Annotated in this window: 21 protein-coding genes; 12 read left to right on the top strand and 9 right to left on the bottom strand. The window is 63.7% G+C overall.

All coding sequences use genetic code 11. The features are described 5' to 3' along the window. The first annotated feature begins 19 nt into the window (after positions 1 to 19). The 6 genes from PAF12_RS15610 to PAF12_RS15585 all read left to right on the top strand — a co-directional run bounded on the left by PAF12_RS15610 (position 20) and on the right by PAF12_RS15585 (position 5443). Positions 20 to 1162 (top strand): ABC transporter substrate-binding protein, encoded by a 1143-nt coding sequence (locus PAF12_RS15610; protein ID WP_271107939.1) that lies wholly within the window; start codon positions 20 to 22, stop codon positions 1160 to 1162. Beyond that, positions 1163 to 2029, top strand: a complete 867-nt coding sequence (locus tag PAF12_RS15605; RefSeq protein ID WP_271107938.1) for a branched-chain amino acid ABC transporter permease — start codon at positions 1163 to 1165, stop codon at positions 2027 to 2029. It begins immediately after the preceding gene. After that, the gene (locus PAF12_RS15600) at positions 2029 to 2958 is read left to right on the top strand and encodes a branched-chain amino acid ABC transporter permease (protein WP_271107937.1); all 930 of its coding nucleotides are present in this window, start codon (positions 2029 to 2031) and stop codon (positions 2956 to 2958) included. Before PAF12_RS15605 ends, PAF12_RS15600 begins: the two co-directional genes overlap by 1 nt. Beyond that, on the top strand, positions 2951 to 3667 hold the full coding sequence (locus tag PAF12_RS15595; RefSeq protein WP_271107936.1) for an ABC transporter ATP-binding protein: 717 nt from the start codon (positions 2951 to 2953) through the stop codon (positions 3665 to 3667). The genes PAF12_RS15600 and PAF12_RS15595 overlap by 8 nt, the downstream gene beginning before the upstream one ends. Then, the gene (locus tag PAF12_RS15590; RefSeq protein ID WP_271107935.1) at positions 3660 to 4352 is read left to right on the top strand and encodes an ABC transporter ATP-binding protein; all 693 of its coding nucleotides are present in this window, start codon (positions 3660 to 3662) and stop codon (positions 4350 to 4352) included. Before PAF12_RS15595 ends, PAF12_RS15590 begins: the two co-directional genes overlap by 8 nt. A 68-nt stretch (positions 4353 to 4420) precedes the next feature. Next, positions 4421 to 5443 carry an aspartate-semialdehyde dehydrogenase gene (locus PAF12_RS15585; RefSeq protein ID WP_271107934.1) on the top strand — a complete coding sequence of 341 codons (1023 nt, stop codon included), beginning with the start codon at positions 4421 to 4423 and terminating at the stop codon, positions 5441 to 5443. 77 nt (positions 5444 to 5520) lie between these two features. Here the strand turns inward: PAF12_RS15585 and PAF12_RS15580 are convergent, their stop codons facing one another. The 4 genes from PAF12_RS15580 to PAF12_RS15565 all read right to left on the bottom strand — a co-directional run bounded on the left by PAF12_RS15580 (position 5521) and on the right by PAF12_RS15565 (position 11760). Next, positions 5521 to 6207 carry a DUF2268 domain-containing putative Zn-dependent protease gene (locus PAF12_RS15580; protein ID WP_271107933.1) on the bottom strand — a complete coding sequence of 229 codons (687 nt, stop codon included), beginning with the start codon at positions 6205 to 6207 and terminating at the stop codon, positions 5521 to 5523. Between the two features lie 340 nt (positions 6208 to 6547). Beyond that, positions 6548 to 9166, bottom strand: coding sequence for a DNA translocase FtsK (locus PAF12_RS15575; protein ID WP_271107932.1), 2619 nt, complete (start codon positions 9164 to 9166; stop codon positions 6548 to 6550). A 10-nt stretch (positions 9167 to 9176) separates the two neighbouring features. After that, a complete protein-coding gene (locus PAF12_RS15570) occupies positions 9177 to 10352 on the bottom strand; it encodes an aminotransferase class I/II-fold pyridoxal phosphate-dependent enzyme (protein ID WP_271107931.1) in 1176 nt (391 codons plus the stop codon). Between the two features lie 79 nt (positions 10353 to 10431). Next, a complete protein-coding gene (locus PAF12_RS15565; RefSeq protein ID WP_271107930.1) occupies positions 10432 to 11760 on the bottom strand; it encodes an amidase in 1329 nt (442 codons plus the stop codon). Between the two features lie 101 nt (positions 11761 to 11861). Here PAF12_RS15565 and PAF12_RS15560 point away from each other — a divergent pair, with 101 nt between their 5' ends. Continuing rightward, positions 11862 to 13082 carry a UbiH/UbiF/VisC/COQ6 family ubiquinone biosynthesis hydroxylase gene (locus PAF12_RS15560; RefSeq protein WP_271107929.1) on the top strand — a complete coding sequence of 407 codons (1221 nt, stop codon included), beginning with the start codon at positions 11862 to 11864 and terminating at the stop codon, positions 13080 to 13082. Positions 13083 to 13195: 113 nt separating this feature from the next. Here the strand turns inward: PAF12_RS15560 and PAF12_RS15555 are convergent, their stop codons facing one another. From PAF12_RS15555 to PAF12_RS15540, 4 genes are all read right to left on the bottom strand, one after another. Further along, positions 13196 to 13402 carry a Trm112 family protein gene (locus PAF12_RS15555; protein WP_271107928.1) on the bottom strand — a complete coding sequence of 69 codons (207 nt, stop codon included), beginning with the start codon at positions 13400 to 13402 and terminating at the stop codon, positions 13196 to 13198. Next, the gene (locus PAF12_RS15550) at positions 13399 to 14034 is read right to left on the bottom strand and encodes an LON peptidase substrate-binding domain-containing protein (protein WP_271107927.1); all 636 of its coding nucleotides are present in this window, start codon (positions 14032 to 14034) and stop codon (positions 13399 to 13401) included. The genes PAF12_RS15555 and PAF12_RS15550 overlap by 4 nt, the downstream gene beginning before the upstream one ends. Further along, the gene (trxA, locus tag PAF12_RS15545; protein ID WP_271107926.1) at positions 14034 to 14951 is read right to left on the bottom strand and encodes a thioredoxin; all 918 of its coding nucleotides are present in this window, start codon (positions 14949 to 14951) and stop codon (positions 14034 to 14036) included. The genes PAF12_RS15550 and trxA overlap by 1 nt, the downstream gene beginning before the upstream one ends. 63 nt (positions 14952 to 15014) lie before the next feature. Then, positions 15015 to 15800, bottom strand: coding sequence for an exodeoxyribonuclease III (locus PAF12_RS15540; protein WP_271107925.1), 786 nt, complete (start codon positions 15798 to 15800; stop codon positions 15015 to 15017). Positions 15801 to 15928: 128 nt separating this feature from the next. On the opposite strand from PAF12_RS15540, the gene PAF12_RS15535 reads away from it, so the two are divergent. The 3 genes from PAF12_RS15535 (at position 15929) to PAF12_RS15525 (ending at position 20251) form a co-directional block, all read left to right on the top strand. Next, positions 15929 to 17245, top strand: a complete 1317-nt coding sequence (locus tag PAF12_RS15535) for an MFS transporter (protein ID WP_271107924.1) — start codon at positions 15929 to 15931, stop codon at positions 17243 to 17245. 319 nt (positions 17246 to 17564) lie between these two features. Then, complete coding sequence (locus tag PAF12_RS15530) at positions 17565 to 18728, top strand: Hint domain-containing protein (RefSeq protein ID WP_271107923.1); 1164 nt, start codon at positions 17565 to 17567, stop codon at positions 18726 to 18728. A gap of 350 nt (positions 18729 to 19078) precedes the next feature. Further along, entirely contained in the window at positions 19079 to 20251 is a 1173-nt protein-coding gene (locus PAF12_RS15525) for a Hint domain-containing protein (RefSeq protein ID WP_271107922.1), read from the top strand. A gap of 156 nt (positions 20252 to 20407) precedes the next feature. Here the strand turns inward: PAF12_RS15525 and PAF12_RS15520 are convergent, their stop codons facing one another. Then, positions 20408 to 21094, bottom strand: a complete 687-nt coding sequence (locus tag PAF12_RS15520) for a response regulator transcription factor (protein ID WP_271107921.1) — start codon at positions 21092 to 21094, stop codon at positions 20408 to 20410. A gap of 125 nt (positions 21095 to 21219) precedes the next feature. On the opposite strand from PAF12_RS15520, the gene ribA reads away from it, so the two are divergent. Together ribA and PAF12_RS15510 are read left to right on the top strand one after the other, a co-directional pair. Beyond that, positions 21220 to 22278, top strand: a complete 1059-nt coding sequence (ribA, locus tag PAF12_RS15515) for a GTP cyclohydrolase II (protein WP_271107920.1) — start codon at positions 21220 to 21222, stop codon at positions 22276 to 22278. Beyond that, positions 22275 to 22823 (top strand): L,D-transpeptidase, encoded by a 549-nt coding sequence (locus PAF12_RS15510; protein WP_271107919.1) that lies wholly within the window; start codon positions 22275 to 22277, stop codon positions 22821 to 22823. The genes ribA and PAF12_RS15510 overlap by 4 nt, the downstream gene beginning before the upstream one ends. Positions 22824 to 22826: the final 3 nt, after the last annotated feature.

Raw genomic sequence — 22826 nt, 5'->3', positions numbered from 1 at the left:
CAGATACGGGGAGCGCCCGATGAGAAATGCCATTGCCGCCGGTTTGATCGCATTCGCGGCCCCGGCCGCCGCCGAGACGACGGTCGGGCTGCTGCTGCCTGCCTCGGGCAATTACGCGGCACTCGGCCAGGATATCGAAGACGGTTTCCGCATGGCGATCACCGAGGCCGCACGCGACGACATCCGCATTCTGCGCGAGGATACGGAGGCCAAGCCGCAGGCCGGGCTGACGCGGGCGCGCAAGCTGATCATGCAGGATCAGGCGGATGTGTTGGTCGGCGTGGTGTCGTCGGCGGTGCTGGGTGCTGTGCGGGACGTGGTCCATCAGGCGCAGGTGCCGCTGATCGTCGCCAATGCCGGGAACAGCGACGCGACGGGCAAGGACTGCTCGCCCTATATCACGCGCGTCAGCTTCTCCAACGACCAGCTCAACCGCCCGATGGGGGAGTGGATGGCGGCACAGAGGATCGGTTCGGTCTTTACGCTGGCACCGGACTACGCGGCGGGCCAGCAGATGATCGGCGCGTTCTCGGAGGCGTTTACAGCGGGCGGCGGAGAGGTGGTCGGCGGCGATTTCACGCCCTTCGGCAAGACCGAGGATTTCGGGCCGTATCTTGCCAAGGCACAAGCCTCGGGCGCGGAGGCGCTTTATGTGTTCTACGGGGGCGCCGACGCGATCAGCTTCGTCAAGCAATATGACAGTTTCGGACTGCGCGAGAAATTGCCGCTCTATTCGGTCGGCTTTCTGACCGCGCCGCTTTACCTGCGCGCACAGGGCGAGGCGGCGGAGGGTGTGATCGGGGCGCTGCATTACTTGCCCTCGCTCGACACGGCGGAGAATGACAGCTTCGTCGAAAGCTATGCGCTTGAGCATGACGGCAATCTGCCTTCGGAATATGTCGTGGCCGGATATGATGCGGGTCGGCTGCTGCTCGGCGCGCTTGAAACCGGGGCCGAGGGGCGCGCGGAACTGGCCGCGGCCCTGCCCAAGGTGGCTTATACCGGCCCGCGTGGCCCGCTGGAGATCGACCCGGCGACGAATAACATCGTCCAGAATGTCTATGTGTTCGAGACGGTCAGCCGCGACGGAGAAATGACCCACCAATTGCTGGACACCGTCGAGGCAGTTCGCGATGCCCCGAATGGCTGCGAGATGGGCTGAGTGGCGGCGTTCTGGCTTCTTCAGCTTCTGAACACGCTGCAATATGCGGCGCTGCTGTTTCTGATCTCCGCCGGGTTGTCGGTCAGTTTCGGGCTGATGGGGTTTGCCAATCTGGCGCATGGGGCGCTGTATATGCTGGGTGCATATCTCGGCATTTCGGTCGCGGCAAAGGCCGGGTTCTGGGTTGCGCTGATCGCCTCGCCGCTGATCGTCGGGCTGACCGGGGCGGCGCTGCATCTGGGTTTGCTGCGACGGATCGCAGGCAAGGGGCCGATGCCGCAGGTGCTGGTCAGCTTCGGGCTGGTCTTCATCGCGGTTGAGCTGGTGCGCATCGTCTGGGGCGACGTGCCGCTGACACTGGCCGCACCCGAAGCCCTGTCCGGCACCGTGCGGATCCTTGGCGTTCCCTACCCCGCCTACCGGGTGTTCGTCATCCTGACCGGCGCGGCGGTTGCGATCCTGCTGTGGCTGATCGTCCACCGGACCGGCATCGGCGCGGCGCTGCGTGCCGCCGTCGAGAACCCGGATATGGCGCGCGCCATCGGGATCGACACCGGACGCCTGTTCCTTGGCGTGTTCACACTTGGCGCCGCGCTTGCCGGGCTGGGCGGGGTGGTTGCGGTGCCGATCGTCTCCGCCAGCACATCGATGGCGATGACGGCGCTGATACCGGCGCTGATCGTCACGGTAATCGGCGGCATGGGGTCGGTCACCGGCGCGATGCTGGGCGCGGTCATCGTTGCGGTGATCGAGGTGTTCGGCGCAGCGCTCTGGCCGGATGCGAGCGCGGTGCTGATCTATCTGGCGCTTGCCGCCGCCCTGATCTGGCGACCGCAGGGGTTGCTGGCTTCGGGGGCAAAAAGCTGATGTTCCGCCTGACGCCGATGCGCAGCGGGGTTTTCGCGCTGACGGTTGCCGCGCTGGCGATCTGGGCGGGGCTTGGCGGTTTCTTCGCGCGCGAGATGGTGGCGGAGATCGCGATATTGGCGATACTCGCCCTGTCGCTGGATCTGGCTGCGGGGTTCGGCGGCATGGTCTCGCTGGCGCATGGCGCGATCATGGGGGTTGCGGCCTATGGCTATGTGCTTGCCTGTCAGGCCGGTCTGCCGCCCTGGCCTGCGGCGGTTGTGGGGATCGCGGCTGCGGCACTGACCGGCGGCCTGATCGGCGCGGTATCGGCGCGCACGCAGGGCATCTTCTTCATCATGGCGACGCTGGCGTTTGGCCAAATGATCTGGACCGCCACATTCCGCAGCGATGCGCTTGGCGGCGATAACGGCATGGGCGGCATTCCGCGCCCGCCGCTGCCGCTGGCCGATAGCGGCGACCCGCTGGTCTTTGCGACCTATGCGCTGCTGCTGCTGGTCGCGGCATTTCTACTGGCGGCAGCATTGCTGCGAAGCCCGTTCGGGCGCGCGATGGAGGCCGTGCGCGACAACCCTGCCCGCGCCGCCGCCATCGGTCTGCCGCCCGCCCGTATCCGGGCAACCGGCTTCATGCTTTCTTCCGCCGTTGCCGGGATCGCGGGCGTTCTGGCGGCGCAGCATATCCAGTTTGTCTCACCCGAATTGATGGTCTGGACCGCCTCGGGAGAGGCGCTTGTGGTGCTGATCCTCGGCGGGATCGGCACGCTGACCGGGCCGGTGATCGGGGCTGCGATCTTCGTCGTGCTGAAGCACTGGGCCGCTGGCTGGACGGATCACTGGCATCTGGTGATCGGGGCGCTGCTGATCGCCGTCGTCCTCGCGGGCGGGCGTGGGATCTATGGCCTGATCGACCGGGGCCGCGATGCTTGAGATCGCCGACATCGCCAAAAGCTTCGGCGGGGTGGAGGTGATCCGCCCCCTGTCACTGCGTGTGGCATCGGGCGAGCGGCTGGTGATCCTTGGCCCGAACGGCGCGGGCAAGACCACGCTGATGCGGCTGATCGCCGGGGAAATCGCGCCGGATCGGGGATGCATCCGGCTGAACGGGCGCGACGTCACCGCCCTGCCCGCCGATGCCCGCGCCCGCGCCGGTCTCGGGCGCGGTTTTCAACGGACGAGCCTGTTTGACGGGTTCAGCCTGCGCGAAAACCTGATCCTCGCCGCGGCGTCTGCGGCTGGTCGAACCGGGCCGGGCCGCGATCCCTTGCGGGACGCAGCGCTTGAGGCGAAGGCCCGGGAGGCGGCGAGGCTGACGCATCTGAGCGATCTCGACCGCCCGGTTGCCGCCGCCGATCACGGCACCCGCAGACGGCTGGATCTGGCGATGGCCCTTGCCGGGGCGCCGCGCTTGCTGCTTCTGGACGAACCCGCCTCCGGCATCGGCGCGGGCGGGGCTGAGGAGCTGCACGGGCTGATCGCCGGATTGCCGCGCGCGCTGACCATGATCGTGATCGAGCATGACCTTGATCTGGCCTTCGCCATCGCGGACCGGATCGCGGTCATGGATCGCGGCGCGCTTATCTATCACGGCGCGCCAGAGGGCGCACGAGCGGTCTTGCGGGCGATCTACGATGCTTGAGTTGACCGACATCAGCGCCGGATATGGCCCGGTGCAGGTTCTGGACGGCCTGTCCCTTCGCGCCGAGGCGGGCCAGATCCACACCCTTCTGGGCCGGAACGGTGCCGGCAAAACCACCACGCTGCGCCGGATCATGGGGCTGCTGACCCCGGCGGGGGGCGCAATCCATCTGGACGGGCGGGACATCACTGCCTGGGCCACGCCCCGGATCGCCCGCGCCGGAATCGCTTGGGTGCCGGAGGGGCGGGAGATCTTCGGGAGCCTGAGCGTGCGCGAAAACCTGACGCTGGCGGGGCGGATCGGGAAAGGTGACTGGTCGGTGCAGCGCATCACCGATCTGTTTCCGGGTCTGGCCGGGCGGCTGGACGCGCCGGGGCGCGCGCTTTCCGGCGGCGAGCAGCAGATGCTGGCGATTGGCCGGGCGCTGATGACCTCGCCCCGCCTGCTGCTGCTGGACGAACCGACGGAGGGGCTGGCGGTCCCGCTGGTCGCGGCACTCAGCGAGGCGCTGCAAAAGCTGCGGGCTGAAGGGCTGACGATGATCCTCGTCGAGCAGAATATCCGCTTCGCGACCGCACTGGCCGACCGGATCACGCTGATCGCGCGCGGGCGGCATGTCTGGGGCGGCGACCCGGACGCATTCGCCGCCGCAACCGACATCAGGCGGCGTCATCTGGGGGCCTGAGCGGGCTTTGCCCTTTCGCCGACCTGTTGTCGCGCCTATATCCCCGGATCAGACAAAGGAGCTTCCTGATGGGCTACAAAATCGCTGTTGCCGGGGCCACGGGCAATCTTGGCCGTGAAATCCTGAATATTCTTTCGGAGCGGGAGTTTCCGGCGGATGAGGTGATCGCGCTCGCCCCCCGCCGCTCGCTGGGAACCGAGGTGAGCTATGGCGACGACACGCTGAAAACCCGTGACATCGACGGATTCGCCTTCGAGGGCTGCGATATCGCCCTGTTCGGAATGGGCCCGGAGGACGCACGCAAATACGCGCCGGTCGCGGCACAGGCGGGATGCGTGGTGATCGACTGTTCAGAGGCATGGCGGATGGATGCGTCCATCCCGCTGGTCGCGCCGGAGGTGAACGCCGCGGCGATCGAGACCTACCGTGAGAAGATGATTATCGCCTGCCCGGACGCGGCAACCTCGGAGCTGGTCGCGGTGCTGAAACCGCTTCATGACCGGGCGCGGGTGCGGCGTGTGGTCGTCTCCACCTACCAAGCGGTGTCGGGTGCCGGGAACGAGCAGATGGACGAGCTGTGGAACCAGACCAAGGGCATGTATGTGCCCGGTCAGGAGGTGGAGCCGGAGCATCTGCCGCGCCAGATCGCGTTTAACGTGATCCCGCAGGTCGGCGCGTTCATGGAAGACGGGGCGAGCCGGGCGGAATGGCAAATCGTGGCGGAAACCAAGAAGATCCTCGATCCCTCGATCCGGGTGTCAGCGACCTGCGTGCGGGTTCCGGTCTTTGTGGGCGACGCAGAATCGGTGAATGTGGAGTTCGAGGATTTCCTCGACGAGGACGAGGCCCGCGACATCCTGCGCGAGGCACCGGGGCTGCTGGTCGTCGATAAGCGCGAGGATGGCGGCTATGTGACGCCGACGGAAACGGTCGGGGATTTCGCCACGTTCGTGTCGCGCATCCGGCAGGATTCAACGGTCGAGAACGGGCTGAATCTGTGGCTGGTGGCGGATAATCTGCGCAAGGGCGCGGCGCTGAACGCAGTGCAGATCGCGGAGATATTGGGGCGCGAGCATCTCAGGAAAGGCTGAGGTTTTCTGCGCGAGGCCGGGGGTGCTACCCCCGGACCCCCGGGATATTTGGGCCAGGCTGAAAGGGCCGCGCGGGGTCAGGTTTCGCTGGTTTCCGCCGGGGTTTCTTCGTCTTCCGCCGGGGCTTCGCCATCGGTTTTGGCGAGGCTGCGCATGGCGCTGCGGAAATCGTCGGCGCGGGCCGTGGCGAGGGTGACCGGGGTCTGATCGGGGCGCGCGGCGAGATGTTCCGCGATCAGCCGGTGGCCGAGGCCGTAGCCGGACCATTTGCGGATCTTGCCGCTGCCGAAGAACCATTCGGCGTGATCGTAACCGAGCCGCGACCACTCATTCGAGGCGCGGCGGGCGAGCCCCTGCGAAGGGTTCACGGCGTCCCACGGATCCGGCTTTCCGCCCAGCACCTGAAGGACGAAATGACCGGCGAGCCCTTCGCTGACAAGCGCCTCGCCCAGCGATTTTCCATAGCCCGGACCGTCCCAGCGAATCAGGTGGTGGAATTCGTGAACGAGTGTGCGAACCACATAATCCGGGTTGTAGCGATCGGGGTCTATGGTCAGGTTTATCAGGCCCGGAGCGGGGCAGTTTCCGGCGACGCCCCAGTCGGGGATGACCTCGGTTCCGGTGCGGATGACGAGGTCCATGCGGGGCAATTCGACATGGTCGGAGGCGGCGCTGATTGCAGCGCGGATGGAGGTCCGGACCTCCGGGAGGATCCGGGTCACGCTGTTGCGCGCGTTCAGGAAATGGGTGTGCCAGACCGTCATGCGCGCAGTTTGACAGGTTCAAACGGCATTCGCCAGCAGGAACGGGGACGCGATCCGGGGTATCGGCGAATATATGCGGGTGGGGTGCAACGGGTGCGGGCGTTGCATCGGGTGCCGTTGCGCGGTGCGGGCGGTTTGGGGCAGTGATTGCTGGGGATTTTGGTGTGTCATGCGTACACGGGCGGTGCACAGGGTGTACACAGGCTGTGCACCGGGGAGGCATGGAAAGGGGTGCGACCGGAAGGGAGTGGTGCGTGGGAGGGAGTGGTGCACGGGAGGGATGGTGCGCTGAAGCGCACCCTACGGGGTTTGGAGGTTAGAATGGGATATCGGGGTGGTGTCAGATTTCGGGGACGAGGACTTCGCGCTTGCCGACATGGTTGGCGGCGCTGACGACGCCCTGATCTTCCATCTGTTCCACGATGCGCGCAGCCTTGTTATAGCCGATGGCCAGTTTCCGCTGGATATAGCTGGTCGAGCATTTGCGGTCCTTGGCCACGATCATCACCGCCTGATCGTAAAGCTGATCGTCGCCATCGGCGGAATTGCCGAGACCCAGCACGGCGTCAATATCGCCCGCGACCTCATCCTCGGGGCCATCGACGACGCCGGATTTATATTCCGGCGGGCCGAAGCTCTTGAGATGGTTCACCACCTCCTCGACCTCTTCATCCGACACGAACGGTCCGTGAACGCGGGTGATGCGCGAGCCGCCGGCCATGTAGAGCATGTCGCCCTGACCCAGAAGCTGCTCCGCCCCCTGTTCGCCCAGGATGGTGCGGCTGTCGATCTTTGACGTGACCTGGAAGGAAATCCGGGTCGGGAAGTTCGCCTTGATCGTGCCGGTGATGACATCGACCGAAGGCCGCTGCGTCGCCATGATCAGATGGATGCCGGAGGCGCGCGCCATCTGCGCCAGACGCTGGATACACGCCTCGATCTCCTTGCCCGCGACCATCATCAGATCGGCCATCTCATCGACGATGACGACGATATAGGGGAAGGTTTCGGGCTGAAATTCCTCGGTCTCGAAGATCGGTTCGCCGGTATCTTCGTCAAATCCGGTCTGGACGGTGCGCTTGAACAACTCGTCCTTCGCCAGCGCCTCGCGGACGCGGCCGTTATAGCCCTCGATATTGCGGACGCCCATGCGGGACATCTTGCGATAGCGTTCCTCCATCTCGGCCACGACCCATTTCAGCGCCACGACGGCTTTCTTCGGGTCGGTCACAACCGGGGAGAGCAGATGCGGGATGCCGTCATAGACCGACAGTTCCAGCATCTTCGGGTCGATCATGATCAGCCGGCAGTCCTCGGGCGACAGCTTGTAGAGGAGCGACAGGATCATGGTGTTGATGGCGACGGATTTGCCCGAGCCGGTGGTGCCCGCGATCAGCAAATGCGGCATCTTGGCGAGGTTGGCGACGACCGGGCCGCCGCCGATATCCTTGCCGAGCGCCAGCGGGAGCGGATAGGAGGCATCGCCATAGGATTTTGCCGACAGGATTTCGCGCAGCAGCACCTTTTCGCGGCGCGCATTCGGCAGTTCGATCCCGATCACGGTGCGCCCCGGCACGGTGGAGACACGCGCCGACAATGCCGACATGGAGCGGGCGATGTCATCGGAAAGCCCGATCACACGCGATGCTTTCAGCCCCGGCGCGGGTTCGAGTTCATAGAGCGTGACCACGGGTCCGGGATGGACGGCGGTGATCTGACCCTTGACGCCGTAATCGTCCAGAACCGCCTCCAGCATGCGGGCGTTTTCGGCCAGTGCCTCGTCCGAGAGGCGGTGGCGCTCGATGGTCGAAGGTTCGGTCAGAAGCGAGAGCGCCGGTTTCTCGAACTGGTTGCCGGTTTCGTCGAAGCGCAGGGCGGGCTGTGCCTCCGCCTGTGCCTGACGGGAGGGGGCGACGGGCTTCTTCGCCGGGACGACGACACGGGCGGTGTCCGCGCCGAAAGGCTGCGGGTCGGCGGGTTCGACCGGGGCGGCGTCATTGGCCGGGTCATGCAGGGCGCTGTCCTGCTGGCGGGCGTTCAGCCGCCGGGTGACAGAGCTGAGCAGGTTGCCCGCACCACCACGGGCGTTGATCGCGTCACCTATGCGGGCGCTGACTTCTTCATCGGTCGGGGCGTCGGCATCATGGGCCTGCGGTTCGACCAATTCGGACTCCGCCTCCCATTCGTCGCGCTGGCGTTTGCGGCGGAAGAGACCGCGGCGGGGTTCGTCGGGTTGTTCGGCGGTGTCGTCGGATTGCGCGCGTTCGGCGGCCCGGGCCTTGACGCCGCGCGCGGCCCCGACCGCACCTTGCGCGCCCTTGCCGAGCAGGTTCAGCAGGATTGCATAGGCGGTGACAAGGCCGACGAACAGCCAGTTGCGCAGGCGCTGAAGCTCTTCAAGGTCGAAGCCGAGGACGAAGCCGTAGAATGCGAGTGCGGCGAGCGCCATCAGCAGGGCACCGAATTTCAGCGAGGCGGCGGGGCCGAAGGGCAGCATATTCATCAGCCCGCCCATCATCATGTCGCCGAAATGGCCGCCGAGGCCGAAATTTTCCTGCCAGCCCGCAGGCGGCACCAGCGAGGCGCAGTAGACGGAGCCGAGGGCGACGGCAATGGGCAGGAACAGGCCGCGCATCAGCCGCTCCTCCCCCTTATGCAGCATCAGGCGCAGGCCCCAGACAAGCGCGCCCAGCACCAGACCCCAGACGCCGTATCCGGCGATCATCATCAGCGGTGCCGCGACATAGGCACCGAACCGGCCGAGCAGGTTTTCGGGCGGCTGGTCGGTTGCGGCAAGGAAGCTGGGATCGTCGGGTGACCAGCTCCACAGGATCAGCGAGAGCATCGCCGCAAGGACGATCAGACCCGCCCCGATCAGCTCTTTCCCGCGCCGTTCCAATGCGGCCTGCGTGTTTTGGTCAAACAGCGGATCGCGTTGTTTTGCCTGCCAGCTCGCCATAATCCTGCCCTTACTCGAATATCGTCTGTTTCAGGCGTTCGAGCGCCCGTTCGGTTTCGTCTTCGGTCGCGACCAGTGCGACGCGGATATATCCTTGGCCGGGGTTCTGCCCGTCCACCTCGCGCGAGAGATATGCGCCGGGCAGCACCTGAATGCCCGCCTCGCGCCAGAGGGTTTTTGCCGCCGCCTCCCCATCCGGGACCGGCAGCCACAGGAAGAAGCCGCCTGCCGGGGGCTGATAGCCCGGCACATTGCCCAGCACCCGGTCTGCGACCGCATATTTGCGCTGATAGAGTGCGCGGCTGGCGGTGACGTGGTCCTCGTCATTCCAGGCGGCAGCGCTGACCATCTGGGCGGGCAGCGGCAGGGGCGCGCCGGAATAGCTGCGAAGCTGGCGGAGCTGACGGATCGCCTCCCGCCCGCCTGCGGCAAAGCCGGAGCGCAGACCGGGAAGGTTGGAGCGTTTCGAGAGCGAGTTGAACATGACCACCCGGTCGGGCAGGCCCATGCGGGTGGCGGTCGCCAATGCTCCGGGGGGCGGCGTGTCGCGCCAGATCTCCGAATAGCATTCATCGGCGAAGATCAGGAAATCATGCTGCTCGGCCAGCGTCAGCAGGCGTTCGAGGTAGTCCTCATCCGCGACCGCGCCCTGCGGGTTGGCGGGCGAGCAGATATAGGCGATGGCGGTGCGATCCAGCAGATCGGCGGAAAGTGCTGCGAAATCCGGCAGGTGGCCGGTATCGGCGGTGGCGGGGACGAAGACAGGTTCCGCCCCCACGGCGGCGGCGGCGACGGCGTAGACCTGATAGAACGGGTTCGGGATCAGGATCGCGGGCTGCTTGCCGTTCTTGCGCTCCGGGCAGAGTGCGAGGGCGGCGTTGAACAGCCCCTCGCGGGTGCCGTTGAGGCTGGTGATCTGATCATGCGCGATATCGAGGCCGTAGCGGCGCGACAGCCAGCCGGAGATGGCGGCCAGCATCGGCGGATTGCCCTCGTTCGGGGGGTATTTCCCGAACAGCGCGATATTCTCCGCCATGATGGGGGCGACGAAATCGGGGATGCCATGACGTGGCTCGCCAATGGTCAGGACCATCGGTTCGCCGCCGGGTTCTATGCCCGACAACAGCGTCCGCAGGCGCGGAAACGCGTATTCCGGCAGGTTCGAAAACCGCTCGGGATTTGCCATGACTGCCTCTCACGATCGGGGTCGTCTCGCCCCGTTATGCTGTGAGGTTACAGAATCAGTGGCGTTCCGTCCAGTCAGTCTAGGCCAAAAGCGCGGTTTCCATTGCCTTTGCCACGCGCAGCAGCCGCAGATCGTCGTTTGCCGCGCCCATTGCCATGATGCCGCAGGCGGGACGCGCCGTCGGGAGGGTCGCGGCAGGCAGGCCCAGCAGGTTGCCGATGCGGGTATTTCTGAGCGTCAGCAGGTTCTCTGAGGCGAAGAAATCCGCATCTGCCAGCAGCCTCTCACGATCCGGCGGCAGGATCGGCACAGTGGGCAGGATCACGGCGTCGAAGCCGGCCACGGTATCGGCCCAGATCGCGCGCAAACGGCGAAGCGTTTCCCAGCCGGCGACGTAATCCGGGCCGGACACCTCTGCACCGGCACGGAACCGGGCGAGGATCGGGGGATACATCGCCTCCGGCGCGGCCTCGATATGGGCCTGCCAGATGCCGTATGCCTCCGGCGCGAACAGGATCGGGGACAGGGCCATCGCCTCCGCCACGCAAGGCGGCGCGGCGCGGCTGATGCTGGCCCCTGCCCGTGCTAGGCGTTCGACGCTTTCCTCAAACGCGGCCACGGGCGCATCGCGGGCATCTTCGAAGGGGACGCCGTCAAGGACCAGCAGGTTGAGGGACATGCGGTCGGCATCCGTCAGATCGGGCGTGCGGCAGGCGGTAATCGCGGCAAAGAGGTTGGCGCAGTCCTCAATATTGCGGGCGAGCGGGCCCGCGACGTCGAACTGACGGCAAAGCGGCAGGACGCCACGCGACGGCACGGCCTCCGGCGTCGGCTTGAACCCGGCAAGCCCGTTCCAAGCCGCAGGCGCGCGGATGGAGCCGCCAGTGTCCGACCCGATGGTCGCCGCCGCCAGACCAAGCGCCACCGATACCGCAGAGCCGGAGCTTGACCCGCCCGGCGCAAGTGCCGGATCAAGCGCATTTGGCGGGGTCGCGGTCATCGGGTTGAGGCCGAGCCCGCTGAAGGCGAGTTCCGTCATATGGGTCTTGCCCAGACAGACCAGCCCGGCGAAATCCGCGTTTTCCAGCACAGCCGCGTCGCGTTCCGGGACGCGGCCCTTCAGCAGCGCCGATCCATCCTCCGTCGCGACGCCTGCGCTGTCGACATTGTCCTTCCAGCTTATCGGCACCCCGTCCAGCAGGCCGAGACGCTGTTCGGCCTTGGCGCGATCATGCGCCGCAATCGCCTGCGAGCGGGCGCGTTCCGGCGTCAGCCGTGCATATATCTTATCGCCATCGGGGTGTTTTTCCGCCGCATACAGATAAGCCTCCGCCAGATCGACGGGCGACACCAGACCGGCCATGATGGCGCGGCCCTGTTCACTTGCGGGTTTGGTCAGCCAGTCCATCGCTCTCCCCTTCGCTTTAGGGAAGGCTAATGCGGGTAAACGGTTCCGTCCATCGCTTTTGCCGCATGGACGCGGCGCGGCCCGGGGCGTAGGTTCGGGCCATGAGAAACGAATATGATGTCGTGATTGCCGGGGGCGGGCTGAATGGTCCGGCACTTGGGCTTGCCCTTGCTGACGCGGGGCTGCGTGTGGCCGTTGTCGATGCCGCCCCGGAACGGGCGCGGGCCGATGACAGCTTTGACGGGCGGGCTTATGCGCTGGCGCTGGCCTCCGTCAGGTTGCTGGGCGGGATCGGCGTCTGTGACGGGCTGGCAGAAACCGCCCAGCCGATCCGCAAGGTGATTGCCCGGCAGGGGCGAGGGACCGAAATCGGGCCGTTCGGGTTGTATTTTGACGCAAACGAGATCGAAGAGGGCGTGCTGGGCCAGATGCTGGAGGACCGGTTCCTCTATCGCGCTTTGCTGGGCGCGATGCGGGACCGGCTGACCCATATTCCCGAAACGCAGGTGGTGGGCGAGGCCGCCGATGCGGGCGGCATCGATGTCAGCCTGTCGGACGGGCGCATCCTGCGGGCACGGTTGCTGGTCGGCGCGGATGGCCGCAGGTCCGGGGTGGCCAAGCGGGCCGGGATACGGCGGAGCGGCCATGATTACGGGCAGACCGCACTGGTCGCGGCGCTGGATCAGGAAATTCCGCATGACGGCGCGGCGCATCAGATCTTTCTGCCGACCGGGCCGCTGGCGGTGCTGCCGCTGAAAGGGGACCGGTCATCGATTGTCTGGTCGCTGAAACGGGACCGGGCGCAGGTGATTGGCGGGCTGGGGGATGAAGATTTCCTCTCCGTGCTTGGTCAGCAGATCGAAGCGATCACCGGGAAGGTGACGCTGGCCGGGCCGCGTTTTTCCTATCCGCTGAACCTGACGCTGGCGAACAGCTATATTGCCGAGCGGGTGGCGCTGATCGGGGACGCGGCGCATGGCGTGCATCCGATTGCCGGACAAGGCCTCAATCTGGGTCTGCGGGATGTCGGGGCGCTGGCGGAATGCGTCGTCGAGGCGGCGCGCAACGGCGAGGATATCGGCTTTGCGACGACGCTGGACCGCTATCAGGGCTGGCGGCGGTTCGATTCCACCTCATTGGCCTTGGGGATGGATGGGGTGAACGGTCTGTTCTCCAACGACAACCCGGTGCTGCGCGGGATGCGCGGGCTGGGGATGGGGGCGGTGAATGCCGTCCCGGCGCTGCGGCGGCGGTTCATGCGCACGGCGGCGGGGCTGAATATCGACCCGATGCCGAGGCTTTTGGCGGGGAAGGCGCTTTAGGGCGCCATCCATCTGCCCTGTTAATCTGAAGTATTTGCGAGGACAGAGCTAAGCTAAAAGCGGTCGACCGGGAGAGCTTGGCGGACACATCAGCGACGGGGTCGCGCGACGTTTTAATCCGCCTTCAGCAGCCGCGCCTCGTCCACCAGCATGATCGGGATACCGGCGCGGATCGGGAAGGCCAGACCGGCGGCTTTCGACACCAGCTCCTGCCGGGCGGCGTCGTAATGCAGCGTGGTGTGGGTCACCGGGCAGACCAGAGCCTCAAGCATGTGGCGGTCGAAACCGGGCGCGTCGGGCTGGGTGTTTTCGTCGGTCATTGGATCACCTCGTCATTTTCGCTCTGGCGGAGTTCATATTCCAGCAACCCTTCCAGAAGCGCGCGCCGCTCCGGCAGGGTCGGGGTTTCGAGCAGCGCCTGCTTGTCCTGAACCTCCAGCGGCAGGGCCATTGCGAGGGAATTCACCAGCAATTCCGCCTCGGCATCGTCGGCGGCCTCCCAATCGGTCGACAGGTCGTGGCGGTCCATGTAGCGGCGCATCAGCGCGAGGAAATTGTCGCGATGCCAGTCGGGGTCCTGTTCTTCATCGCCGCCATCCAGTTCGAACCCAGCCCAGTCAACCTGACCCAGGGGATAGGGGTGAAAACCCTGCTCCGCCTCGTTCAGCCGGAAGCGCGACACCTGCCCGAGAGAGATCAGATAGCGCCCGTCATCCTGTTCCGAAAACCCGACGATCCGCCCGGCGGAGCCAATCTCCGCCAGCACATCGCCGGATTCGTCCAGCGGCTGGATCATGCCGATCAGCCGTTCCGGTGTTTTCAGCGCGTCCTCGACCATCTGGAGATAGCGCGGCTCGAAAATATTCAGCGGCAGCCGGGTGCGCGGCATCAGCACCGCGCCCGGCAGGACGAAAAGCGGCAGGGTCGTCGGCAGATCGTAGTCGCGCCGCATCAGGCGAAGATCAGGCTGGACAGGCGGCGGCGGCCCTTTTGCGCAATCGGGTCGGTCGGTTTCAGGGCGTCGAAAATGGTGATGAGTTGGGCCTTTGCGGCGCTGTCATTCCATTCGCGGTCGCGGCGGAAGCTTTCGAGAAGCTGGTCCACGGCCTCCTCCACCTGACCTCCGGCATGCAGGGCGGTTGCATAGTCGAAGCGGGCCTGCTGATCGGCGGGATCGGCCTCTACCTTCGCGCGCAGATCGTCGAGGGGGCCTGCCGTCGCGGCCTGCTGGGCCAATTGAAGCTGGGCGCGGGCGGCCTCCACCGGCGCGGCGGAGGTGATGGCGGCGGGCACCTGCTCCAGCGCTTGTGCAGCGGCATCGGCATCGCCGCCTGCGAGCCGGGCGCGGATGAGGCCGCCCCATGCTTCGGCGTTTTCCTGCTCCTCACCGATGATCGCGGCGAAGGTCTCTGCGGCATCGTCATGCGCGCCCTCGGCCAGCATCGCCTCGGCAGCTTCAAGCGCCTCGCCCAGACCGCCATCGTCGCCGGACAACTGGGTGAGCTTGTCGATAAAGGCCTTCAGCTCGCTTTGCGGCAGCGCGCCCTGAAACGCATCGACCGGCTGGCCCTGCCAGAATGCGTAGACGGTCGGGATCGACTGGACGCGCAACTGGCTGGCGATCATCTGGTTTTCGTCGACATTGACCTTGGCCATGACGACGCGGCCCTTGGCCTTCGTCACCTCCGCCTCAAGCGCGGGGCCGAGCGTCTTGCAGGGACCGCACCACGGCGCCCAGAAATCCACGATCACAGGGACCTGCTGGGATTTCTCGACGACCTCTTTCATGAAGTCGGCCTCGGTCACATCCTTGATGATATCCCCCGCCGCAGGTGCCGCAGTGTTTTCTCCGATCAGCATTTCAGCCATTTGAACCTCGAATTCTCGTTTGACGCCAATATGGGGCGTGACACCCCTGCGCGAAAGGGGTGGCTACAGGTCGAAGCTGGCAAAAACCGGCACATGATCCGACGGTTTCTCCCAGCCCCGGAGCGGTCGCAGAATGCGGCTTCCGTGAGCGGCATTGGCAATATCCGGCGTCGCCCAGATATGATCGAGCCGCCGCCCACGGTCGGACGCGTCCCAATCCCGGTTGCGATAGGACCACCAGCTGTAAAGCTGACCTTCGGGAATATCCTTGCGGGTGATGTCGACCAGCTTGCCTGCGTCCTGCGCCGCGCCAAGATGTTCGACCTCGATCGGGGTGTGGCTGACAACCTTGAGAAGCTGCTTATGCGACCAGACATCATCCTCTCGCGGGGCGATGTTGAAATCGCCGACCATGATCGAGCGCTGCGGCTTTTCGTCGTGAAACACATCGCGCATCTCGGTCAGGAAATCGAGTTTCTGGCCGAATTTCTCATTCACCTCCCGGTCCGGCACATCGCCGCCCGCAGGAATATAAAAATTATGGATCACCACGCCGTTTTCCAGCCGCGCCGCAACATGGCGGGCATGGCCGAGCTTCGCATAGTCGCGGTCCCCGGCATCCTCCAGCGGCAGGCGCGACAAAATGGCCACGCCGTTATAGCCCTTCTGACCACGGGCAACCATGTGGTTATAGCCGAGCGCGCGAAACCCCTCGACCGGGATCTTATCGACCGGGGATTTGCATTCCTGAAGGCAAAGAATATCCGGTGCCTCCTCGCGCAGCAGGCGTTCGACCAGACCGGCACGCAGGCGGACCGAATTGATATTCCAAGTGGCGATGGTGAACATGGACGGCCTTTCTGTGAGCGCACGGACCCTAACGACAGCGTCCCTGACTGTCGAGAGCGGCGTTTTAAAACCTTTGCCTATAGCACTCAGGCAGTTACAACACCGCATCCGTGAACGGGGGACAGAATATGAAAATGACGATTGACGAGGCGCTGGCACGGGGTGGCGCGGGAACTTTCCAGAAACGGCTTCTCGGAATTTTCGGGCTGGTCTGGGCGGCAGATGCGATGCAGGTGATCGCCGTCGGCTTCGCCGCGCCCTCGGTCGCCGCGACATTCGGGATTGAACGTACTGTGGCGCTTCAGATCGGAACGCTGTTCTTTCTTGGCATGTTCGTCGGTGCCTTCGTCTTTGGCCGCGTGGCGGACCGGATCGGGCGGCGGAACGTGCTGCTGCTGACCGTCGCCGCCGATGCGGTCTTCGGCCTCGCCTCCGTCTTTGCGGGGGATTTCACGATATTGCTCGCGCTGCGCTTCTTCACCGGCGTGGCGGTCGGCGGCACGCTGCCGGTTGATTATGCGATGATGGCGGAGTTCCTGCCGCCGAAAAACCGGGGGCGCTGGCTGGTGTTTCTGGAAGGGTTCTGGGCCATCGGCACCATTGTCGTCGCGCTGACGGCGTGGATTGCCAGCGTAAATGGTGCGGCGGCACCGTGGCGTTGGATTTTCCTTGTCGCCGCCCTGCCCGCGCTGATCGGCATTTTCCTGCGCCTTTGGGTGCCGGAATCGCCGATGTATCTGCTGAAAACCGGGCGCAAAGAGGACGCATTGCGCGTGGTCAATCGCGTGCTGAGCGTCAACGGTGCCGAGACGCTGCCGCGCGGTACGGAACTGACGCTTGCCCTGCCGCCGGAAGGTGCGCCGACCTCCATCCTGTCGGACAGCCTGCTGCCGCGGACCATCGGTATCATGGCGGTCTGGTTTCTTGTCTCGCTTTCCTATTACGGGGTGTTCATCTGGGTGCCGGGCTGGCTGGCCGGTGAGGGCATGGGCTGGGTGCGCGGCTATGGCTTCCTTGTGATCCTCGCATTGGCGCAGATCCCCGGTTACGCTCTGGCCGCTTACGGGGTGGAGAAATGGGGCCGGCGCGCCACGCTGATGGGGTTCCTGATCGCCTCCGCCGCCGGATGCTTCCTGTTCACCATGTCGCTGAGCCCCGCCATGATCGCGTTTTCGCTGATCCTGATGAGCTTTGCGCTGCTGGGAACATGGGGGGCCTTGTATGCCTTCACGCCGGAGCTTTATCCGACCAATCTGCGCGGCACCGGCATGGGCACGGCCTCGGCGGTTGCGCGACTGGGCGGGCTGTTTGCGCCGTCGCTGCTGACCTTCGCCTTCGCCAAGGGCTTCGCCTTCGCCATCGGCGTCTTCGCAGCGCTTCTGGTGCTTGGCGCGCTGGCGCTGCTGATGGTGAAGACAGAAACAAAGGACCGGGCCATCGGCTGACCCGGTCCCGGCGCGGGCTGATCTGCATCGGCCCGCACCAGGCGCATGGATCAGGAATTCAGACTGTTCTGCGCGCGCACAGACGCCTGCGTCGATTTACCTAATTTGCCACGAATTTCTTCGCCTGAACGGCCCTGATAGCGGGAAATTGACCGCGTTTCCGCAGGTGAAAGCAACGTTCACCATTAAAATCCGCCGCGAAACCCTGTAAGTGCATCCAATATTGTAGCACCTCATGCTGGTCCATATTCTGTCCGGCGAGACTTACTTGTCTACGACATTGTTTTCATTTCATTTTTAACGACGGGTTGAATAAATTATGTCCGTATATAATCTCATTACGAATCCCGAGTTCGATCAAGGACTTAATGGCTGGCAGACAGATGGAAATGTCTCCCATAATTTGGGCTATAACACCGTAACCATCGACGGGGGCAGTAAAACGGGCGGCGGATATGTTTGGCAGGACATAGATGTCAGACCAGGTAAGCTTTACGGTTTCAGCTGCTTTTTCGGGCTATCAAGCGTTTTAGCGGCCAATGAGACTATGCCCGTCAGTATAAAATGGGAGATTACCGCTGTCCCGGAACCCGGATCCTCGGCCCCACCCGAGGTCTATAAGACTGGTTCCGCGTCCGACAGCCGGCCAAGCTATAATGGCACAACTGGACAGGCTGCCGACGTATTCATCCACGACAATTTTACAATGCCCGCCGGCGTTACCAAGGTCAGGGTTAAAATTTACCTCCGTGCTATGGACACCAACCGGCAAGACGCCGTCTTGGGCAAGGTTGCATTTGGATCGGTCGTGTGTTTTTCCCGCGGCGCGCTGATCGAAACCGATACGGGTGAGCGCGCTGTCGAGACCCTGCAGGCTGGCGATCTGGTCAAAACGCTCGGCAACGGGCTGCAGCCGATCCGCTGGATTGGTCATAAGAAGCTGAACCGCGCGGCGCTTCGCAAGAACCCCAAGCTGCGACCGATCCTGATCCGGAAGGATGCGCTTGGTCCGGGTTCGCCCCGGAACGATCTTGTGGTTTCGCCGCAGCATCGCATGCTGGTTTCATCCGAGATCGTTCACCGGGTTTTCGGCGAAAATCAGGTTCTCGTCCCTGCCTGCAAGCTTCTGCCGATCGATGGTGTTTCCGTGGTCGAGGATGACGCGCCGGTCGAGTACTGGCATTTTCTGTGCGACGACCATCAGATCGTCAAAGCCAATGGTGCGCTGACCGAGACACTGCTGCTGGGGCCAGAGGCGCTGAAAACGATGAGCGGCGAGTCGCTGGAAGAAATCAACGCCATTTTCCCTGAGCATTCCTCAAACGACGTCGCGGTGCCCGCAGCAGAGATCGCAGACGGCCGACGTTGCCGCAAGATGATTGCGCGGCATCTGAAACATGAGAAATGTCTGATACCGCAGATCGGCACTCGTTGGGACAATATGAACCAGCCTGTGAAAGCGGAGCTCAGGAAAATCGCCTGAACCGGCCCGATCCGAAACCCCGGCTTAGGCCGGGGTTTTTTGACAGGTTGGGTCCGAACCCGACCATTGGGCTAGCCAAATACCAGGTGCAGCGTATCCATTTGATGCACGGCAGTCGTGGGCTCCAAGATCACCCGCCACATATCCTTCTGATAATCAAAGAAAATAGCTCCCATCTTCCGTCTTGAGGTGTCGAGACGGGATAATCGCCTTATTTTATGGACTCAAAACCCCTAAATTTGTAAAGTTCCGGCGCTTGGAGATTGCGGCAGAAGGCCAAGCACCGGCCCGCATTCCCCGTTGTTCGCGTAACGATCTTCGGATCGCTTTGGTTAGTAGGTATAGTAACGATGCCGCCGCCCAATCTGGTCGTAAATCCAAATTTTAACAGCCTTCTGTCAGGCTGGAATTACGACGGAAACACGAGCTACTATAACAACCCAAAGGTTGCCGTCTTTGACATAGCCGGCAATACTGGTGGTGGGTCAATCTGGCAGGAAATTGAGGTCAAGCCAGGGAAGACTTACGATTTCAGCTTCCTTTACGGATTGGCGGTTAACGAAGTAAGCGGCGGCTCTGCCAATATTTCGTATGAAATCATAACTGTCCCAGATGCCGGTTCGACGACCCCTCCGGTCGTGCTGCTTTCGGGGAGCGGCTCAGACACGACAGGTACGCAATATTCAAATAATAATCCTCCAAGCAAGCCCTATGCAGCAGACACCAGCGCTGCGGGACAAATCACGATCCCTGCCGGCATTACCAAGATCAGGATCACCATCTCAGGCAACGTCAGTGCTACCGACAAAAGAGATGTCGTCGTCGATGACGTCAGCCTTACGAAGGTCGTCTGCTTCACCCGCGGCACATTGATCGGGACTGACGCGGGAGAACGCCCCGTAGAAACCCTGCGCAAAGGTGATCTGGTGCGTACGCTGCATAGTGGTTTGCAGCCAATCCGCTGGATCGGGCGCCGTCGTCTGACATCTGCCGATCTGGCGAAGCAGCCAAAGCTACGTCCCATCCTGATCCGCAAGGACGCGCTTGGGTCGGGGGTGCCTGCGACCGATCTCATCGTTTCGCCACAGCATCGGATGCTGGTTTCATCGACGATCGTTCACCGTGTCTTTGGCGAGAATGTCGTTCTGGTCTCAGCAAAACAATTGCTGCCGCTGGACGGCGTCTCGGTGATTGAGGACGAGCATCCTGTCGAATACTGGCATTTCCTGTGCGACGATCATCAGATTGTCACGGCAAATGGCGCTATGGCGGAAACCCTGCTGTTAGGGCAGGAAGCGCTTAAAACGCTCAGCGGCGATGCGCTGGATGAAATCCGGACGATTTTTCCCGAACTTGATCTGCAGGATACAGCCATCCCGGCGGCGACAATCGCCCGCGGCCCGCGCTGTCGGCAGATGGTTGCGCGGCATCTCAAGAATCGTAAAGCACTGGTGCAGCATCTGAGCCTGCCTGGCGACAACCTGAATGCGCCTGTCGCCGTGAAAGCCAAAGAGCGCGCCTGACCCGTCAGGCTGATTGTTTTCAAGTCGTGTTAAAAAAGAACCCCGGCTTTCGCCGGGGCTGTCAGAGACGTTGAGGGCGTGGCCGTATCCCCGAACCACTGGGCTTCGGAGTAAAAACGCCGTCGACTGCGACGGGTTCCCGCCCCGCCCTCACGCTTACGCGACCAGCCGGTATCCGCCGCTTTCGGTGACCAGAAGCCGCGCATTGGAGGGATCCGGCTCGATCTTCTGGCGCAGGCGGTAGATATGGGTTTCCAGCGTGTGCGTGGTCACACCGGCGTTATAACCCCAGACCTCATGCAGCAGCACGTCGCGGGCCACGACGTCATCCTGTGCGCGATAGAGATATTTGAGGATATTCGTCTCTTTCTCCGTCAGGCGGATCTTCCGCTCCTTCTCGTCGATGAGCATCTTCATCGCGGGTTTGAATGTATACGGTCCAAGCTGGAAGATCGCATCTTCCGATTGCTCATGGGTCCGAAGCTGCGCCCGCAGGCGCGCCAGAAGCACCGGGAATTTGAACGGCTTGGTAATGTAATCATTCGCGCCGCTGTCAAGGCCGAGGATCGTATCGGCGTCGGTATCATGCCCGGTCAGCATGACGATGGGGCATTTGACGCCCTGCTTGCGCAGCCGCTTGCACAGCTCGCGGCCATCGGTGTCGGGCAGGCCGACATCCAGCACGACGAGATCGAAAATCGCGCCCTTGCATTTCTCGACCGCTTCCGCGCCCGTACCTGCCTCGAACACGTCGAATTCTTCGGTCGCGACCATCTGTTCGGCCAGCGCTTCGCGCAGGTCCTCTTCGTCATCTACCAACAGAATCTTTTTCAGTCCGGCCATACTCTTGCCTCCTTTGGCTTTGTCACGCATGAAGCTGACTTGCGAAGGACGCTGCGTCCAGCGATGTTGCGAAATCCTCACGTGCTGTTGTCACGGGGGCGAGAAATGTTTCAGTTTGTTTCAAGATGAGCCTGCTGCCGACCCTTTCCGAACGGATTTCCCGCGCCCGCGCCGATCTGCGCATGGGGCTCGCGGTCGGTATTGATGGCTGGCTGGTGGCGGCCATCGAGACCCTGCGGCCCGAGCGGCTGACCGCGCTGCGCGAGATGGGCAGCATCGTCGTCGCGATCACGGCACGGCGGGCGGAGACCCTGAAGATCCAGATCTATGACGGCGATCTGGCGCGGATCGAGGCACCTGCCGGGATGGACCTCGGCTGGCTGCGGGCCGTCGCCGATCCGTCAAGCGATCTGATGACGCCGATGAAGGGCCCGTTCCATCCGCTGCGCGGCGGCGATACCACGGCGCATATGGCCGCGATTGCACTTGCGAAATCTGCCCAGCTTCTGCCCGCCGTGGTGATGGTCCGGGCCGAGGCCCCGGCAGAGTTGGCGCGGCTGAGTGCGTCGCCCCTGCTTGAGACGCTCGCCGCCGAATCGGTCATGTATCCTGTCGCCGCAGCGAGGTTGCCGCTGGAATCGTCGGAGAGATCCCGGCTGCATATCTTCCGGCCCAAAGATGGCGCGGCTGAGCATTACGCGGTCGAGATCGGTGATCCGCCCCGTGACAGCGCGCCACTGGTCCGGCTGCATTCGGCCTGTTTCACCGGCGATGTTCTCGGCAGCCTGAAATGCGATTGCGGCCCGCAGCTTCACACCGCATTGGCACGGATGGGAGAAGTTGGCGAGGGCGTGCTGCTCTACCTCAATCAGGAAGGGCGGGGGATCGGGCTGGCCAACAAGATGCGGGCTTATGCGCTGCAAAATCAGGGGTTCGACACCGTTGAAGCCAATCACCGACTGGGTTTTGAAGATGACGAACGCGATTTTCGCATCGGTGCCGGGCTGCTGCGGGAAATGGGATTTTCACGGGTCCGGTTGATGACCAACAACCCGCGCAAGGTCACGATGCTCGCCACGCACGGGATCGAGGTGGTGGAACGGGTGCCTCTGGTTCTGCCGACCAACCGTTTCAACCGCGCCTATCTGGCGACGAAGGCCGCCAAATCGGGGCATATCTTGTGAAGCCGGGCGATATCGTCCTGACCCCGCAGGGGTTGCGCGTTCTGGGCCGGATAATTCCATGTAGCATCGGCCGTGGCGGGGTGACCAACAGAAAGCGCGAGGGTGACGGGGCGACGCCAGCCGGCATCCACCAGATTGCAGAGTGCTGGTATCGCCCCGACCGGCTGCCACGCCCTGCTGCCTGGGCGCGAGCCATCGGACCCAATGACCTTTGGTGCGACGAGAGCGGTCATGATGACTATAACACCCATGTCTGCAAGCCTTTCGCTGCCAGCCATGAGGTATTGCGTCGGCCTGATCCGCTCTATGACATCATCCTGACGACGAACTGGAACTGGCCGGATGCAAAACCCGGCAGAGGTTCTGCGATCTTTCTTCATCAATGGCGGCGTCCCGGATTTGTGACAGCTGGCTGTATCGCCATGAGTCGGTGCGACCTGATCTGGCTTGCCGCAAATGCGCCGCCGGGAACGCGGCTGATCATTCCCTCTTCAATCCCGAAATATCAACGCATTCGCAGCGCCAGCCCAAAAACCCGGATCTGAGGT

Origin of the sequence: Paracoccus sp. SCSIO 75233 (genome assembly GCF_027912675.1) — a bacterium.
Taxonomy (GTDB): Bacteria; Pseudomonadota; Alphaproteobacteria; order Rhodobacterales; family Rhodobacteraceae; genus Paracoccus.
This window is presented reverse-complemented; position numbering and strand designations above follow the sequence as displayed.

Bases quoted from the DNA above. Each gene is read 5' to 3' on its own strand.
- PAF12_RS15555 (WP_271107928.1), bottom strand. From the start codon at position 13,402: ATGACCGACGAAAACACCCAGCCCGACGCGCCCGGTTTCGACCGCCAC.
- PAF12_RS15560 (WP_271107929.1), top strand. From the start codon at position 11,862: ATGAGAAACGAATATGATGTCGTGATTGCCGGGGGCGGGCTGAATGGT.
- PAF12_RS15585 (WP_271107934.1), top strand. From the start codon at position 4,421: ATGGGCTACAAAATCGCTGTTGCCGGGGCCACGGGCAATCTTGGCCGT.
- PAF12_RS15580 (WP_271107933.1), bottom strand. From the start codon at position 6,207: ATGACGGTCTGGCACACCCATTTCCTGAACGCGCGCAACAGCGTGACC.
- PAF12_RS15550 (WP_271107927.1), bottom strand. From the start codon at position 14,034: ATGCGGCGCGACTACGATCTGCCGACGACCCTGCCGCTTTTCGTCCTG.
- PAF12_RS15600 (WP_271107937.1), top strand. From the start codon at position 2,029: ATGTTCCGCCTGACGCCGATGCGCAGCGGGGTTTTCGCGCTGACGGTT.
- PAF12_RS15570 (WP_271107931.1), bottom strand. From the start codon at position 10,352: ATGGCAAATCCCGAGCGGTTTTCGAACCTGCCGGAATACGCGTTTCCG.
- PAF12_RS15610 (WP_271107939.1), top strand. From the start codon at position 20: ATGAGAAATGCCATTGCCGCCGGTTTGATCGCATTCGCGGCCCCGGCC.
- PAF12_RS15520 (WP_271107921.1), bottom strand. From the start codon at position 21,094: ATGGCCGGACTGAAAAAGATTCTGTTGGTAGATGACGAAGAGGACCTG.
- PAF12_RS15540 (WP_271107925.1), bottom strand. From the start codon at position 15,800: ATGTTCACCATCGCCACTTGGAATATCAATTCGGTCCGCCTGCGTGCC.
- PAF12_RS15565 (WP_271107930.1), bottom strand. From the start codon at position 11,760: ATGGACTGGCTGACCAAACCCGCAAGTGAACAGGGCCGCGCCATCATG.
- PAF12_RS15595 (WP_271107936.1), top strand. From the start codon at position 2,951: ATGCTTGAGATCGCCGACATCGCCAAAAGCTTCGGCGGGGTGGAGGTG.
- trxA (WP_271107926.1), bottom strand. From the start codon at position 14,951: ATGGCTGAAATGCTGATCGGAGAAAACACTGCGGCACCTGCGGCGGGG.
- PAF12_RS15535 (WP_271107924.1), top strand. From the start codon at position 15,929: ATGAAAATGACGATTGACGAGGCGCTGGCACGGGGTGGCGCGGGAACT.
- PAF12_RS15590 (WP_271107935.1), top strand. From the start codon at position 3,660: ATGCTTGAGTTGACCGACATCAGCGCCGGATATGGCCCGGTGCAGGTT.
- PAF12_RS15530 (WP_271107923.1), top strand. From the start codon at position 17,565: ATGTCCGTATATAATCTCATTACGAATCCCGAGTTCGATCAAGGACTT.
- PAF12_RS15575 (WP_271107932.1), bottom strand. From the start codon at position 9,166: ATGGCGAGCTGGCAGGCAAAACAACGCGATCCGCTGTTTGACCAAAAC.
- ribA (WP_271107920.1), top strand. From the start codon at position 21,220: ATGAGCCTGCTGCCGACCCTTTCCGAACGGATTTCCCGCGCCCGCGCC.
- PAF12_RS15525 (WP_271107922.1), top strand. From the start codon at position 19,079: ATGCCGCCGCCCAATCTGGTCGTAAATCCAAATTTTAACAGCCTTCTG.